The 15,506-nt window shown below is 70.3% G+C and carries 13 protein-coding genes and 1 pseudogene; 9 read left to right on the top strand and 5 right to left on the bottom strand.

The window, feature by feature from the left end:
- The first annotated feature begins 9 nt into the window (after positions 1-9).
- The 7 genes from EF387_RS36475 to EF387_RS36445 all read left to right on the top strand — a co-directional run bounded on the left by EF387_RS36475 (position 10) and on the right by EF387_RS36445 (position 6,895).
- Complete coding sequence (locus EF387_RS36475) at positions 10-423, top strand: roadblock/LC7 domain-containing protein (RefSeq protein ID WP_128380981.1); 414 nt, start codon at positions 10-12, stop codon at positions 421-423.
- A 110-nt stretch (positions 424-533) separates the two neighbouring features.
- Positions 534-932 carry a DUF742 domain-containing protein gene (locus EF387_RS36470; protein ID WP_128380903.1) on the top strand — a complete coding sequence of 133 codons (399 nt, stop codon included), beginning with the start codon at positions 534-536 and terminating at the stop codon, positions 930-932.
- Positions 913-1,488 carry a GTP-binding protein gene (locus EF387_RS36465; protein WP_033321071.1) on the top strand — a complete coding sequence of 192 codons (576 nt, stop codon included), beginning with the start codon at positions 913-915 and terminating at the stop codon, positions 1,486-1,488. The genes EF387_RS36470 and EF387_RS36465 overlap by 20 nt, the downstream gene beginning before the upstream one ends.
- Before the next feature lie 389 nt (positions 1,489-1,877).
- Positions 1,878-5,228, top strand: coding sequence for a sensor histidine kinase (locus tag EF387_RS36460; RefSeq protein WP_202918482.1), 3,351 nt, complete (start codon positions 1,878-1,880; stop codon positions 5,226-5,228).
- 10 nt (positions 5,229-5,238) lie between these two features.
- Positions 5,239-5,652: a roadblock/LC7 domain-containing protein gene (locus EF387_RS36455; RefSeq protein ID WP_004983065.1), complete on the top strand. Its 414-nt coding sequence runs from the start codon at positions 5,239-5,241 to the stop codon at positions 5,650-5,652.
- A 93-nt stretch (positions 5,653-5,745) separates the two neighbouring features.
- Entirely contained in the window at positions 5,746-6,333 is a 588-nt protein-coding gene (locus EF387_RS36450; RefSeq protein ID WP_128380901.1) for a DUF742 domain-containing protein, read from the top strand.
- Complete coding sequence (locus EF387_RS36445) at positions 6,314-6,895, top strand: GTP-binding protein (RefSeq protein WP_009314218.1); 582 nt, start codon at positions 6,314-6,316, stop codon at positions 6,893-6,895. The genes EF387_RS36450 and EF387_RS36445 overlap by 20 nt, the downstream gene beginning before the upstream one ends.
- A 223-nt stretch (positions 6,896-7,118) precedes the next feature.
- On the opposite strand, the gene EF387_RS36440 is transcribed toward EF387_RS36445, so the two are convergent.
- The 3 genes from EF387_RS36440 to EF387_RS36430 form a co-directional block, all read right to left on the bottom strand.
- Positions 7,119-7,313, bottom strand: coding sequence for an acyl-CoA carboxylase subunit epsilon (locus EF387_RS36440; RefSeq protein WP_128380900.1), 195 nt, complete (start codon positions 7,311-7,313; stop codon positions 7,119-7,121).
- A gap of 68 nt (positions 7,314-7,381) precedes the next feature.
- Positions 7,382-8,983, bottom strand: a complete 1,602-nt coding sequence (locus EF387_RS36435) for an acyl-CoA carboxylase subunit beta (RefSeq protein WP_128380899.1) — start codon at positions 8,981-8,983, stop codon at positions 7,382-7,384.
- Between the two features lie 154 nt (positions 8,984-9,137).
- A complete protein-coding gene (locus EF387_RS36430) occupies positions 9,138-11,726 on the bottom strand; it encodes a polysaccharide lyase 8 family protein (protein ID WP_238431903.1) in 2,589 nt (862 codons plus the stop codon).
- A 205-nt stretch (positions 11,727-11,931) separates the two neighbouring features.
- Here EF387_RS36430 and EF387_RS36425 point away from each other — a divergent pair, with 205 nt between their 5' ends.
- Both EF387_RS36425 and EF387_RS36420 read left to right on the top strand, forming a co-directional pair.
- On the top strand, positions 11,932-12,555 hold the full coding sequence (locus EF387_RS36425; protein WP_128380898.1) for a YceI family protein: 624 nt from the start codon (positions 11,932-11,934) through the stop codon (positions 12,553-12,555).
- Between the two features lie 162 nt (positions 12,556-12,717).
- The gene (locus EF387_RS36420) at positions 12,718-13,212 is read left to right on the top strand and encodes a GNAT family N-acetyltransferase (protein WP_128380897.1); all 495 of its coding nucleotides are present in this window, start codon (positions 12,718-12,720) and stop codon (positions 13,210-13,212) included.
- A gap of 157 nt (positions 13,213-13,369) precedes the next feature.
- On the opposite strand, the gene EF387_RS36415 is transcribed toward EF387_RS36420, so the two are convergent.
- Positions 13,370-14,719, bottom strand: a complete 1,350-nt coding sequence (locus EF387_RS36415) for a hypothetical protein (RefSeq protein ID WP_128380896.1) — start codon at positions 14,717-14,719, stop codon at positions 13,370-13,372.
- A 256-nt stretch (positions 14,720-14,975) separates the two neighbouring features.
- Positions 14,976-15,193, bottom strand: a pseudogene (locus EF387_RS48780) (glycoside hydrolase family 3 N-terminal domain-containing protein); the annotation flags it as partial.
- Between the last annotated feature and the right edge of the window lie 313 nt (positions 15,194-15,506).

The following is a 15,506-nucleotide window of genomic DNA, read 5'->3' as shown; positions in this document are numbered from 1 at the left end:
TTGAGCCAGATGAGCCAGGCGGCACAAAACCTCAACTGGTTGATCACCAACTTCGTGGACAACACCCCGGGGGTGTCCCACACCGTCGTCGTCTCCGCCGACGGGCTCCTGTTGGCGCTTTCGGAGGGTTTTCCGCGCGACCGCGCGGACCAGCTGGCCGCCGTCGCCTCCGGGCTGACCTCCCTCACCGCCGGGGCCTCCCGGATCTTCGAGGGCGGGAACGTGGCCCAGACTGTCGTGGAGATGGAGCGTGGCTTCCTCTTCCTGATGTCCATTTCGGACGGATCGTCACTGGCGGTCCTCTCCCACCCGGAATGCGACATCGGCCTTGTCGGATACGAGATGGCACTGCTGGTCGACCGCGCGGGCGCGGTACTCACCCCCGACCTCCGAGCCGAGCTGCAGGGCAGCCTGCTGCACTGAAACACCCCGGCACCACCGAACGCACAAACCGTCCGGCCGCCCACCTCCCCCCACCGGCCTCGCTAGACGGCACTCGACCGACCCGACTTGCTGTCCCGCCCGGAGGATCCATGACCCCGCCCACCGCCTCTCACGACCCGTACGGAGATCCGTACGGGGACGAGGGCGACCAGCCGCTGGTACGTCCGTACGCGATGACCGGTGGCCGGACCCGGCCGCGTTACCAGCTCGCCATCGAGGCGCTGATCAGTACGACGGCCGACCCGGCAGCGCTCATGGGGTTGCTCCCCGAGCACCAGCGCATCTGCCACCTGTGCCGTGAGGTGAAGTCCGTGGCGGAGGTGTCGGCCCTGCTGGCCATGCCGCTGGGCGTGGCCAGGATCCTCGTCGCGGACCTCGCGGAGGCGGGCCTGGTCGCCATCCACCAGCCGGGCGGCGACGAGAACGCCGGCGGCGCGCCGGACGTGACACTGCTCGAAAGGGTGCTCAGTGGACTTCGCAAGCTCTGACGGAGGGCGGGCCACCACCTCCGCGAAGATCGTGGTGGCGGGCGGCTTCGGCGTGGGCAAGACCACGTTCGTCGGGGCCGTCTCGGAGATCAACCCGCTGCGCACGGAGGCCGTGATGACGTCCGCGTCCGCGGGCATCGACGACCTCACCCACACCGGGGACAAGACGACGACCACCGTCGCCATGGACTTCGGCCGCATCACCCTGGACCAGGACCTGATCCTGTACCTGTTCGGCACCCCCGGCCAGGACCGGTTCTGGTTCATGTGGGACGACCTCGTCCGCGGCGCCATCGGCGCCGTGGTCCTCGTCGACACCCGCCGCCTCGCCGACTGCTTCCCCGCCGTCGACTACTTCGAGAACAGCGGGCTCCCCTTCGTGATCGCGCTCAACGGCTTCGACGGGCACCAGCCGTACACACCCGACGAGGTCCGCGAAGCCCTCCAGATCGGTCCCGACTCACCCATCATCACCACGGATGCCCGGCACCGTGCGGATGCGAAGAGTGCCCTGATCACCCTGGTCGAGCACGCTTTGATGGCACGGTTGCGATAACGTCCGTACACAACCGGACCAAATTGATGTTCAAGTTGTCGTTCCTATACGGCAGTTGACGTAGATACCACCAGCGCCGGCTGTGTCTTTTGACACGGTCGGCAATAGTGTTCATAACATTTCGACAGAGAAATCCGGGGGCCTGGACACGCGTCGCGGTCGCCCGGTGTCGCTGCGTTCACAAAGGCCCCGTCTTTTGGCGGGGCTCGCTCTTTATGACCGTTTTATCTGAGGCATCCGTCACTCCCAGCAAGTCGGAAGATCGGCTTCCCAGTGTTTGGAACTGCGCCGTTTGACATGCTGGAATGCCGCTGAACTGCCCGGTATTCAGGGGCCCGGAGAGACACAGCGGCACGTGTAGGTGCCGACGCCGAGAGGTTGTTGGTCGAGTGAGGCGAAGCAAGAACGGTTCCGAGCCGTCGGCACGGGGCAACTTCACCCCGCCGCCGCGCGGAGCGGCACCCGCACATGTGCCCGAGCCGACCCCCGCGCCCGCGCCCAGCGGCAGTCGGCTGTCCCCACGTAACTGGCGCGTGCCGACCCGACTGAACGCGATCCTGCTCATACCCGTCCTTGTCGGTCTGGTCATGGGCGGCTTCCAGGTGAAGAACTCGATCGACACCTGGCAGGAGGCGCGGGACGCGGAAAAGGTCGCCAAGATCGTGGCCGCCGCCTCGGACTACGCCGAGGCGATGCTCAACGAGCGCGACATATCCGCCGAGCCGCTGCTGAACGGCGACAAGGACAACGCGGACGTCAAGAACGCCCGCGCCTACACCGACGAGATGAAGGACGTCTTCCACCAGGCCGTGGTCGGCATGCCCGACAAGCCCGGCCTCAAGCGCCGGCTGGCCCTGGTGGAAGAGGCCGAGCCGACGCTGGAGAAGGTCCGCGCCACGGCCTTCACCCCCGAAACGGACCCGGTGAAGACCGAAGAGGGCTACGTCCAGGTCGAGCACCTGCTGATGGAGTTCACCAACGAACTCGGCCTCGGCACCGGCAACATCACCGCCTACGGGCGCACCGTCTACGCCCTCGCGCTGGCCAAGGGCGGTGAGTCACTGATGCGCTCGATCGGCACGCACCTGCTCGTCAAGCCCAGCACCAACGAGCAGACCAGGAAGCTCCAGATCACGGCCTTCACCTCGTACGCGTACCTGGAGAACGTCGCCATCCAGGAGTACATCTCCGGCGGCACCGAGCGCGACGCCGCCCGGCTCACCGAGGCCATGCAGAAGGCCCAGACAGAGGGCCAGAAGAAGCTCGCCGAGGCCAAGCAGAAGATCGAGGCCAGGGGCGGGACCTTCAAGACGCCGCCTCAGATGAACGACATGATCAAGCTCATCGGCAGCGGCGCCACCCCGGACGAGCTGAAGCAGCGGGGCGTCACCCCGGAAACCTGGATGGCTGCCGCCACGAGTAAGTTCGAGGCCTACAGCCAGGTCGAGAAGGGCCTCATCGACACCGCGGTGAGCGAAGCCGGCAACATCGCCTCCGACGCCCAGCGGGACGCCTACATCAACGGCGCCGTCACCCTCGTCGCCCTGCTCACCGCGTTCATCATCGCCGGTGTCATGGCCCGCCAGATGAGCCGCAGCATGCGCCAGCTGCGCACCGCCGCCTTCGGCATCGCCGAGCAGCGCCTGCCGATGCTGGTCGACCAGCTCTCGCGCACCGACCCCGGCCGGGTGGACACCCGGGTGCAGCCCATCCCGATCAACACCCGCGACGAGATCGGCGAGGTCGCCCGCGCCTTCGACCAGGTGCACCGCGAGGCCGTCCGGCTCGCCGCCGAGCAGGCCCTGCTGCGGGGCAACATCAACGCGATCTTCACCAACCTCTCGCGGCGCAACCAGTCGCTGATCGAGGGCCAGCTGACCCTGATCACCGACCTGGAGAACAACGAGGCCGACCCGGACCAGCTGGAGAACCTCTTCCGCCTGGACCACCTGGCGACCCGTATGCGCCGCAACGGCGAGAACCTCCTGGTTCTCGCGGGCGAGGAGCCCGGCCGTCGCTGGGACCAGCCGGTGCCCCTCGTGGACGTCCTGCGGGCCGCCTCCTCCGAAGTGGAGCAGTACGAGCGCATCGAGCTCTCCGGCGTCCCGGAGGCCGACATCCACGGCCGCGCCGTGACCGACCTCGTGCACCTGCTGGCCGAGCTGCTGGAGAACGCCACCACGTTCTCCTCGCCGCAGACCAAGGTCCGTGTCACCGCGACCCGTCTCCCGGACGGCCGCGTGATGATCGAGATCCACGACAAGGGCATCGGCCTCACCGCCGAGGACTTCGCGGACATCAACCACAAGCTGGCCAACCCGCCGACCGTGGACGCCGCGATCTCGCAGCGCATGGGCCTGTTCGTGGTCGGCCGGCTCTCCGACCGGCACGGCATCCGGGTCCAGCTGCGCCCCTCCGGCGAGCAGGCCGGCACCACCTCGCTGGTCATGCTGCCGGACGCCATCACCCACGGTGGCGGCGGCGACCAGGCGCAGCGCGACGAGTTCACCGTGTCGCAGATCATCCCGGAGCAGCAGCCCTTCCAGGGCGAGAACTTCGGCGGGCCGATGCGCACGGCGGCCGAGCTCGGCTTCGACGACAGCCGCTACGCGGACGTCCCGGACGACATCCGGGAGCTGGACCCCATCGGTCGCTCGCTGATGCGTGAAGAGCGCCGGGCGGCCCTGGAGTCCCAGTCACCCGGTCACCCGGAGCTCACCGAGGCCGAGGACTTCCTCGAGGAGTCGGCGCCGCGGCAGCCCGCCTACGACGAGCGGCAGTCCTCGTACGACGAGCGGCAGCCGGCCTACGACGAGCGGCAGCCCGCCTACGACGAGCGGCAGTCCTCGTACGACGAGCGGCAGCCGGCCTACGACGAGCGGCAGCCCGCGTACGACGAGCGGCGTCCCGCGTACGACGACCAGCAGAGCCCCTACGGCGAGAGCCAGGCCCCGTACGAGCAGCCGCAAGCGAGTTTCGCCCCGCAGACGACGTATGAGGAGCCGCAGCAGACGGCGTACGACGACTCGTACTACTCGCCGAACGGCGGCGGTTACCCCGAACCCTCCTATGCGGAGGCCGAGCAGACGTCGGTCGCGGGTCCCTCTCCGGAATCCCTGGCGGCCTTCGAAGACCAGCCCTACCAGGACGACTGGCCGCAGCAGACCGATTACCAGAGCGGCTACCGCTCCGAGTACGCTCCGGAAACGGAATCTGAGCAGGCCACTGACGTGACCGAGCCGGACCGCGTAGGCTTCGAGCGGCCGGGGGCGGCCCCTTCGGGCGGCCACGCCCTGACCAGCGCCGGTCTGCCCCGCCGCGGCACCACCGCGAACGGCAACGGCCAGGTCACCGGCGGCACCAAGCAGCAGGAGCAGGCGGTCCGGGAAGCCCCGAAGGCGGCCACCCCGTCCACCAACGGCTTCGGGGCCTCCACGGGCCTCGGCGGCGACTGGCGTTCGACGAACGACGAGCGCTGGCAGCAGGCCTCACAGCTCCGCAAACCGAAGGCGGGCGGGGTCACCTCCTCCGGCCTGCCGCGCCGGGTCCCGAAGGCCAACCTGGTCCAGGGCGCGGCGGAAACGACCCCACAGGGCGGCCCACAGGTCTCCCGCGCACCCGAGGACGTCCGGGGCAGGCTGAGCAACCTGCGCCGCGGTGTCCAAAGGGGACGCAACGCAGGCAGTGAAACGAACGGCCAGGGCTTCGGTCCTGACAGCACCTACAACCAGGAGCGTTAGTGTGAGCCCGATGAGCCAGGCGGCGCAGAACCTGAACTGGTTGATCACCAATTTCGTGGACAACACCCCCGGGGTGTCCCACACGGTGGTGGTCTCCGCCGACGGACTCCTTCTGGCGATGTCCGAAGGCTTTCCGCGCGATCGAGCCGACCAGTTGGCGGCCGTCGCCTCCGGTCTGACCTCGCTGACCGCGGGTGCCTCCCGCATCTTCGAGGGCGGGAGCGTGAACCAGACGGTTGTGGAGATGGAGCGTGGATTCCTCTTCATCATGTCCATCTCCGACGGTTCCTCGCTCGCCGTTCTCGCACATCCCGAAGCGGACATCGGTCTCATCGGGTATGAGATGGCCCTGCTGGTGGACCGTGCGGGCACCGTGCTCACCCCGGATCTCCGCGCGGAGCTCCAGGGAAGCCTTCTCAACTAACAGACAGGCGGTGCGGTTTGGCGTCCCGTGGCTTTAAAGTTTCGGGACGCGGTCCCACGCGATGGGTGCCCGGCACAGTCGGAGGAGGAGAAAGTGGCAACACCCCCAGGCGGTTCATCGTCCGGAAACTGGTCCTACGGACAGGGCCAGGGACCGGGCGACGCTGCGCCGAACCGGTACAACTTCCCCTCCGCGCCAAGCCACCGGCAGCAGCAGCCGTACGCACCGCAGCAGCCGCAGGGTCCCGGGCCGTCGCCCTACGACCGGCCGTCGGCGCCGCGCATCCAGCCGGTGCAGCCCCAGCGCCGCTCTCCCGAGCCGTCGCCCGCGGGAGGTGCCAGTAATCCGCTGGTGCGCCCGTACGCGATGACGGGTGGCCGCACCAGGCCCCGTTACCAGCTCGCCATCGAGGCGCTGGTGCACACCACCGCGGATCCGCACCAGCTGCAGGGCCAGCTGCCCGAGCACCAGCGGATCTGCAACCTCTGCCGGGAGATCAAGTCGGTGGCCGAAATCTCGGCGCTGCTGACGATTCCCCTCGGCGTGGCCAGGATCCTCGTCGCCGACTTGGCGGAGGCGGGCCTGGTCGCCATCCATCAGCCGGGCGGCGACGAGAACGCCGGCGGCCAGCCAGACGTGACACTGCTCGAAAGGGTGCTCAGTGGACTTCGCAAGCTCTAGCGGCGGTCCTTCCCGCTCCACCACCTCCGCGAAGATCGTGGTGGCGGGCGGCTTCGGCGTGGGCAAGACCACGTTCGTCGGGGCCGTCTCGGAGATCAACCCGCTGCGCACGGAGGCCGTGATGACGTCCGCGTCCGCGGGCATCGACGACCTCACCCACACCGGGGACAAGACGACGACCACCGTCGCCATGGACTTCGGCCGCATCACCCTGGACCAGGACCTGATCCTGTACCTGTTCGGCACCCCCGGCCAGGACCGGTTCTGGTTCATGTGGGACGACCTCGTCCGCGGCGCCATCGGCGCGATCGTCCTGGTGGACACCCGCCGCCTCGCCGACTGCTTCCCCGCCGTCGACTACTTCGAGAACAGCGGGCTCCCGTTCGTCATCGCGCTCAACGGCTTCGACGGCCAGCAGCCGTACAACCCCGACGAGGTCCGCGAGGCCCTGCAGATCGGTCCCGACACCCCGATCATCACGACGGATGCCCGGCACCGTGCGGACGCGAAGTCGGCGCTGATCACCCTGGTGGAGCACGCGCTCATGGCGCGCCTGCGCTGACGCGCTCAGCACTTGAGCCGGGGCCCCTCCGATGCGGAGGGGCCCCGGCTCTTTGGTGTGCGGCGCAAGGTGCGGGGAGCGCGCCCGTCCGGGGTGCGGAATGCGCGCTCCAGCGCAAAGGGCCCCTCCGGGGTGGAGGGGCCCTCTTGGCCAGTCCTCCGCGGCGATCATCGCCGCGGAGTGCGCTTGCCCAGACCTGGAAGACCCAGTACCTGGCGCCTAGCTAGCGCCAGCTGTGCGGCGCCCGGAAGCCCGGCTCGCGCTCCAGGCGGCGCCAGCCGGCCGTGGAGCGGCCGCGGTGGGCCGGGGCGGCGGACGCCGGCTGGGCGGCGGCGCGGGCGAGCAGGATCGCGGTGATGGCGGCCACTTCCTCGGGTTCGGCGTGGCCCTTCTCGACACGGATGTCAGAGTTGTTCATGGATGAAGTCTCCGGGAGAGAGGTTTCCGCAGGGGTACCGCAGAGGTTCCACTGGGTTACCGCGTGGCTTACTGCGGCGGGTTTCCGTGCTTGCGGGACGGGAGGTCGGCGTGCTTCGTGCGGAGCATCGCCAGCGAGCGGATCAGGACCTCGCGGGTCTCGGCGGGGTCGATGACGTCGTCGACGAGTCCGCGTTCCGCCGCGTAGTAGGGGTGCATCAGCTCCGCCTTGTACTCCTTGACCATGCGCGCCCGCATCGCCTCGGGGTCCTCGGCCTCGGCGATCTGCCGGCGGAAGATGACGTTGGCGGCTCCTTCGGCGCCCATCACCGCGATCTCGTTGGTGGGCCAGGCGTAGGTGAGGTCCGCGCCGATGGACTGGCTGTCCATGACGATGTAGGCACCTCCGTACGCCTTGCGCAGGATCAGCGAGATCCTCGGCACGGTGGCGTTGCAGTACGCGTACAGCAGCTTCGCTCCGTGCCGGATGATTCCACCGTGCTCCTGGTCGACGCCGGGCAGGAAGCCGGGCACGTCCAGAAGGGTGACGATCGGGATGTTGAAGGCGTCGCACATCTGCACGAAGCGGGCGGCCTTCTCCGACGCCTCGATGTCCAGCACGCCCGCCAGGCTCTGCGGCTGGTTGGCGACGATGCCCACCACCTGACCGTCCAGCCGGGCCAGCGCACAGATGATGTTGCGCGCCCAGCGCTCGTGGACCTCGAGGTACTCGCCGTCGTCGACGAGTTCCTCGATGACCTTGGTCATGTCGTAGGGCCGGTTGCCGTCGGCCGGGACCAGGTCCAGCAGCACGTCCGAGCGCCGGTCCGCGGGGTCCTCGCAGGAGGTCTGCGGCGGGTTCTCGCGGTTGTTCTGCGGGAGGAGGGAGAGCAGGTAACGAACCTCGGCGAGGCAGGTCTCCTCGTCGTCGTAGGCGAAGTGGCAGACGCCGCTCGTCTCGGCGTGGACATCCGCGCCGCCCAGTCCGTTCTGGGTGATCTGCTCACCGGTCACGGCCTTGACGACGTCCGGGCCGGTGATGAACATCTGCGAGGTCTCGCGGACCATGAACACGAAGTCCGTCAGGGCCGGGGAATAGGCGGCACCGCCGGCGCACGGGCCCAGCATCACCGAGATCTGCGGGATGACCCCCGAGGCCTTGGTGTTGCGCTGGAAGATCCCGCCGTAGCCGGCGAGCGCGCTGACGCCCTCCTGGATCCGGGCACCGGCGCCGTCGTTCAGCGAGACCAGCGGCGCTCCGGCCGAGATGGCCATGTCCATGATCTTGTGGATCTTGGTGGCGTGCGCCTCGCCGAGGGCACCGCCGAAGATCCGGAAGTCATGGGCATAGACGAAGACCGTGCGGCCTTCCACCGTGCCCCAGCCGGTGATCACACCGTCCGTGTGGGGCTTCTTCGCCTCCAGGCCGAAGCCGGTGGCGCGGTGCCGCCGCAGCTGTTCGACCTCCCTGAACGAGCCCGGGTCCAGGAGCAGCTCGATCCGCTCCCGCGCCGTCAGCTTGCCCTTGGCGTGCTGAGCCTCGGTCGCCTTGTCGCTCGGGCCGCGCAGCGCCTGCGTGCGGATCGCGTGCAGTTCGGCGACCCGGCCGCGCGCGTCGGTGGGATCGACCCCCGCAGAATCAGCAGCTTCAGCCTCGTCCAAAACGGTCATGTAGCGACCTTACGAAGCCCGGCAAGCAAAACGGGCCGTTGACTCCTCACAGTCTCCGGCCCCATTCCTTGGTAGCCCTAAACAGAACCATGCCGCCGTGCAGGCCTTCTGACTGCCCAGGGGGGTCTCAGCTTGTTGAGGGCTCACAAAAATGTCACCCGAGGGCCACCTCACATTCCTGGGTGGCACATGCCATCCCCGGAGTGACACGGAGCCGTAACCGCCGCCCCGTGGCGAGGACCTCGACCCCCGGGCCCCGGCGCACCACCCGGCGTACCGGGCGGTCCCAGACGATCTCCAGCGGGCGTCCGGTGCGCGGTGGCTCCGCGACGCAGAGCTTAGCCCGGCCGCCTTCGCACCGGACGAGCACGCTCGCCCCCGCGGAGGCGGTGAGAGCTCCCCACGCCCCCGCCGCCTCCCCGGTGTCCCTGGTTCCCGGCGCCCCCCTGGTCCCAGGGATCGCTTCAGTCCCCGCCGTCCCCGCCGTCCCCGCCTTCCAGAAGTTGGCGGCCGTGAGGGAACCGGTCGCCGTGACGAGGCGGACGGCCTGGCAGCCCGGGCCGTTGGCGAGGACCGTCAGCCAGGACGGGTCGGCCGCCCGTGCGGCGACCTCCCGGCGGTCGGCACCGGGCATCAGGACGTAGAGGTACGACGCCCCGTCCGGGTCCCTCCCGTGGTCCAGCCACAACGTCTGCCAGCGCCGGGTGCGCCGCTCGGTGGCGCCCGAGGTGTTGACGTCGGCCCAGGCGCCGGTGCGGTCCTCACGGAGGGTGCGCAGGACGCCGGTGCGGCCGTGGCCGGTGGGGAGGACCCAGCCGCCGTGGCCTTCGAGGTGGGCCCAGTTGCGGCCGGTGGTGAGGGCCTGGGTGCCGTTCTCGCCCAGGTTCCGGTTGTCCACGACGGTTTCGACGGGCACACCGTCCGAGCAGGTGATCCCCGCGCCGAGGCAGACCACGGCGTCGTCGGCGCAGAACCACGACTTACGGGCCTCCAGCGTGGAGCCGAGCCCTTTGAGGTGCTGGCCGACGGCCGCGTACTCGCCGTCGGTGGTGCCACCCACCCAGCGCACGTCGGGGCGCGCGGCGCCCCATGCGCCGCCCGCCTCGTCGGCGAGCCGCTTGGTGGACACGGTCGTTCCGGGCAACCGGTACCAGTCCACGGTGGGCCAGTACCAGTCCGTGTACTGGTCGGACTGGCCGGACCGGCCGGACTGGCCGGACCGGCCTGAGGAACGGCCCGGCTGGCCGGACCGGCCTGAGGAACGGCCCGGCTGGCCGGACCGGTCCGGCTGTCGGGGCCACCAGGAGACCATCCCGGCGCCGGTGTGCCAGCCGCGCGGGTTCTCGCCGTTGCCGCACTCGTAGTACGCGATCCGGTCCGAGGCCATCGCGATGGCGGCGGTGAAGCGGGGGCGGCGGTGGACCGCGCGGTCCATGGCGGCGAAGAGCCGGTGCCCCACGGGCTCGGGGGCGGCGGGCACCGGGGAGTCGGCGATCGCGTTCAGCCGCACCAGATCCGCCACGCCGAACTGGGGGGCGGCGCGGAACGGTGTGACGGTGTCCCGCTCGATCCAGCCCTTGATCCGGCCGTGCCAGCGCTCGCGCTCCGCCGCGCTCGCACCGCCCGCGAGCAGGGCGATCGCGGCGATCAGCGCCTGGCCGTGGACGTGGTCGCTCCGCATCACCTGCCCGTCGTCGCCGAGCAGACGCCCCCGGCTGATGGCACGGCCGTTGACGCAGTCCATCACCAGGCCGTCGTGGATGAGGGGCGCGAAGGCGTACTCGACGCTGTCGAGGACGATCTGCCGGTTGGGGTCGGTGACGGCCCACCGCGACCCGGCGAGCAGGGCGAAGAGCCGGCCGAGGCCGTCGAGGAGGACCTGTCCGTAGGTGCCCGAGTACGCGACCCACAGATGCTGGACGAAGGAGCCGTCGGCGTGGAGGCCGTCGCCGCGGGTGACGTACGGGAAGACGGGCGAGAGGGCGTCACGGGCGAGGGCGATCCTGTCCGGTGCCCGGCCCACGATGCCCCGCAGGGCCACGGAGCGGCACAGGTCCACGCGGTTGGCACCGGTGGAGGTGCCCGAGTAGTCGCTCAGCAGGCCGTCCGGGACGAAGTGGTCCACGGCGGCACAGGCGGCGGCCACCCGGTCATCGGTGAGCCGGGGGCGGAGTGCGGCCACGATGTCCATCAGGATCCGGGGGCTGCCGATCCGCCACTCCCACCAGTTGCCGTAATGGGTGGTGTCCGGGTTGTAGACGGTCGCCGACAGATGATCGAGACCGGCTACGACGTCCGCCAGCAGGCCCGCGTCCCCGGTCGATCCGGTGCCCGGCTGGACGTACGCCTGCGCCATCCTCCACAGCCTGCCGTAGCTCTGGGTGATTCCGGACGGCGGGTCGAAGGGACGGTCGGGCCAGAGGGAGCCGGGTGCCGGGGCCATGGTGGCGCGGTGCACCCGGGCGAGTTCGCCGGTCGCGCGCAGCCGGGAGGCGTAGGGCTCGGCCGTCGGGTCGTACCCGGTACCGAGGGCGATCTCCAGCCAGCGGGTGCGAAGGGATTCGTACTCGTCCCCCTCGCTCCCGCCCCCACCCCCGCCCCTGCCCTCGCCCTCGCCCCCGCCTTCATCCTCGCCTTCGTCCTCGAGGTCTTTGGCGTGCATGCGGGCGGAAGCGGCGGGCACCGGGCACAGCACGCCCGCGAGTGCCGCGACGAGGAGGAGACGTCGGCGGGTGGCAGTCATGGGGACGCCGTTTATCAGTCGCTGTCGGTGAATGTCCAACAGCACCGTGGCCTGGATTGCCCCAAACACCCGTCACTCGTCGACTCAGGGATGTTGAATATTGAACGGAATAGGTCTACGGTCATCCGTGTTGGACCCATTGAATCTTCAACAGCTTCCCGTCGTGGCCCCGCAGCGGCCGCGGCACATCCCCAAGGAGCACGTCATGGGCATCTTCGGCCGCAAGAACACCGAGACCAGCGAGACGGCGACCGCCACCGCGGCGCCCGCCGCCGTGAGCCCGGACCTCGCCGCGCTGACCGGCGACTACGCGATCGACGCGTCCCACTCGACGCTCGGCTTCGTCGCCCGGCACGCCATGGTCACCAACGTCAAGGGCAGCTTCACCGAGTTCACCGGCTCGCTGCACCTCGACGGCACGGACCCTTCGAAGTCCTCCGCGTCGATCGACGTCAAGATGGACAGCATCAGCACGGGTTCCGCGGACCGGGACGGGCACCTCAAGAGCGCGGACTTCTTCAAGACGGAGGAGTTCCCGACGATGACGTTCCGCTCCACCAAGGCGGAGGCGCTCGGCGGTGACGACTACCGCATCACGGGCGACCTCACCATCCTCGGCACCACCAAGCCGCTCTCCATCGACCTGGAGTTCAACGGCGCCGCCAAGGACCCGTTCGGCAACGAGCGCGTCGGCTTCGAGGGCAAGGCGGAGATCCTCCGCTCCGAGTGGGGCCTGACCTGGAACGCGGCGCTCGAGACCGGCGGCGTCCTGGTCTCCGACAAGATCAAGCTGAACTTCGACATCTCGGCGATCAAGAACGCCGAGTGACCCCTCCGGGAGCCTCCTCGACGAGCTGCCGTACGCGAGCGCCCGCCACTGCCCCATCCGGGGAGGGCGGGCGCTCGCGTTCGGCGGCAGTGGAGGCGGGAGCGCAGCGGCCACCGGTAAACCGGGTGCGTCGCCGTGCGCGCGACGGTTAGCCTCGCGCGCATGACCTGGTTGCCCGACGGCTTTGCACACCCCGTTCATGTCGAGATCCCCGGCGGCTGTCACCTGCGGCCGATCAGCGGGGCGGACGCGCCGCTCGACTACCCGGCCGTGATGGGCTCGCGGGAACGGCTGTGGTCCATCTACGGCAAGGCCTGGGGGTGGCCTTCGGAGACCATGACCTACGAGGCGAACCAGGCCGACCTGGAGCGGCACGCGCACGAGATCGAAGCCCACCAGTCCTTCAACTACACCGTCGAGAACGACGACCGCACGGCCCTGCTCGGCTGCGTCTACATCGATCCGCCGGAGAAGGCCGGTGCCGACGCCGAGATCTCGTGGTGGGTCGTCGACAGCGAGGCCGGGGGCGGACTTGAGCGGTCTCTCGACACCTTCGTGCCGCGGTGGATCGCCGAGGTGTGGCCCTTCGAGCGGCCGCGGTTCGTCGGGCGTGATCTCTCGTGGGACGAGTGGCTGGCGCTCCCCGACCTCGTGTGAGGGCGCTTCCCGACCTCGCGTGAGGGCGCTCCCCGACCTCGCGTGAGGGCGCTCCCCGACCTCGCGTGAGGGCGCTCCCCGACCTCGCGTGAGGGCGCTCCCCGACCTCGCGTGAGGGCGCTCCCCGACCTCGTGTGAGGCCCGCCCGCCGCCGCGGTCAGAACCCTCCGCCGAAGTCCCCGCCACCCCCGAAGTCGCCGCCGCCGTAGTCGCCGCCTCCGAAACCGCCGCTGAAGTCGCCGGAGTCGAAGTCCGCGCCGGAGACATCGCCGCCTTCGTAGCCGGCGCCACCGAAATCGCCGTAGCCGGCGCCATAGGTGGCCGCGTAGGACGGGGTCGCCATCATGCTGCCCAGTAGGGTGCCGACGAGCAGTCCGGGCAGCAGGCCGCCGCCGAAGTAGCCGCCCGCCCAGGGGCCGTAGGCCGGGCCCGCGTCCCAGTACGGGCGGCGGCCGTAGTCGGTGTCGACCTCGCGGATCTCGGGGTCGCGTCCGTCGGCGAGGCGGGTCGCGTCCGCCGCGCAGACGGGGATCTCGCGTGGTGCGCCGGCAGCCGGGGTCCAGGTCGCGTCGGTGACCGACGGACCGTGGCGCGGGTCGAAGAAGCAGGGTGGGCGCCGCTCGGGCAGCGGTCGGCGCTCGCGGCGGGCGGCGAGCTGCGCCAGCGAGAAGCGGCCGTCCTCCAGGGCCTCCGTGACGGCCTTGACGTCCTCGGGCCGCACGGCGGCCGCCATCCGGGACTTGGCCTGCTCGTACGCGTCCAGGGCACGCTCGTAGTCGGCGCGCATCGCGTCGTCGGCGCCCGGCTCCGCGGGATGGAAGTCGAGCCGGTCCAGTTCCTCGCCGAAGGCGGTGATGTCCTCGTCGACGACGACCCGCAGCCTTTCGAGGGCGGCTCGCTGCTCCTCCTCGCGCCGCAGCCTGTTCCGCCGTACGAGGGCGTAGGCGCCGGCGCCGCCCGCGGCGAGCACCGCGCCGAGCCCGACCAGCGTGCCGGTCGGTACGTCGTCGCCGCTCGTCCCGCCCCAGCTGCTCGGGGCCGAGCCGCCGATGTTGGCGAGCGCGCGGTCCGTGAACTGGTTCAGCTGGTTCACCGCGTTCTCGCCCTGCACGCTGGCGACCAGGTTCCGGACGGCGTCGGGAGAGAGCACCGAGGAGTCGGCCCGGGCATCGAAGCGGTCACCGAGGCGGATCGCGTAGAGGCCGGTGATGCCGGTGGCGGTGCGCAGGTCCCTGAAGAGGTCCTCGGTGGGGAAGTCCTGCGGAAGCACCGCGATGAAGACGGGTTTACCGGCGTCCTCGATCTCGTTCTCGAGGGCCTCCGCCTCCGCCGTGGGGAAGCGGACGTCCGGGTCCACGTAGACCGGGTCCTCCCGCAGTTCCTCCGCGACGGTGGAGACACCGGTGGCCGCGTCCGCGCTCGGCGCCATGGCCGGCAGCATGGCCAGTGCCGCGATCACCAGCGCGACCAGGAGGCGGGGAAACGCCCGGGTCAGTGCGACCTTCATGCTTTGACGCTACCCCGAATGGGTGCAAAAGGGACATCAGTGGCGAGGGTTTTTGCCCGATGAGGCCTGTGCTGCGGGGCGAGCCGACGGTGCCGGCGGCCGGCGGCTGCGGGGCGATCCCCGATGTCGGCGGCCGGCGGCAGGAGCGGGGAAACCCGGCCCCCGCCGCCTCTATCGGCGGCCTCGCACCGCCCCGTACGCCTCCGTCAGCTTCAGCACCGCCTCCCGGTAGCGCCCGAAGAGCGACAGACGGTCCGCGCTCATCCCGTGTCACACAGAGCAGGGCGAGAAGTCCCGGGCTGCCGGTGGCACGGGTCTCGGCCGCGGTCACCTCTCCCACGCGGTAGGCGAGTCGGGGATCGCGCGCGGCCCTCAGCCCGACGTTGTGCGGGGTGATGGTGGCGCCGACCAGGTTGTTGTGGCCGTGCACCGCGTCCACGCCGTAGTCAGCGGGATCTGGAACCGGGTTGCCCGGGAGTTGGAAGCTTCGTACGCGACCGTCACCGGTGCGGAGACCGTGCCGGTGACGGAGATCCGCACCTCCGCCGTGCCGCCCTCCCGCACCGGCCGCACGGCGGCGTCGGTCAGCACGCTCGCGGGCTCGGCAGCCGACGCCGTGCCGGTGGCGGTGAACGGCAGGAGCCCCGTGAGCAGGGCGGCCGAGAGGAGCAGGGAGGTTCTTCGGGTCGCAGGGTCGGTCGGGGTGGTCGGTGAGGACCGCGGGCCGCCGAGCCGCCGGGCCGCCGGGCCGCCGGGGCCGCCGGGCCGCCGGGGCCGCCGGGCCGCC

The organism is Streptomyces cavernae (assembly GCF_004023625.1).
GTDB classification, from domain to species: Bacteria; Actinomycetota; Actinomycetes; order Streptomycetales; family Streptomycetaceae; genus Streptomyces; species Streptomyces cavernae.
The sequence above is the reverse complement of the archived record's forward strand: the minus strand, read 5'-3'. Positions and strand labels throughout refer to the sequence as shown.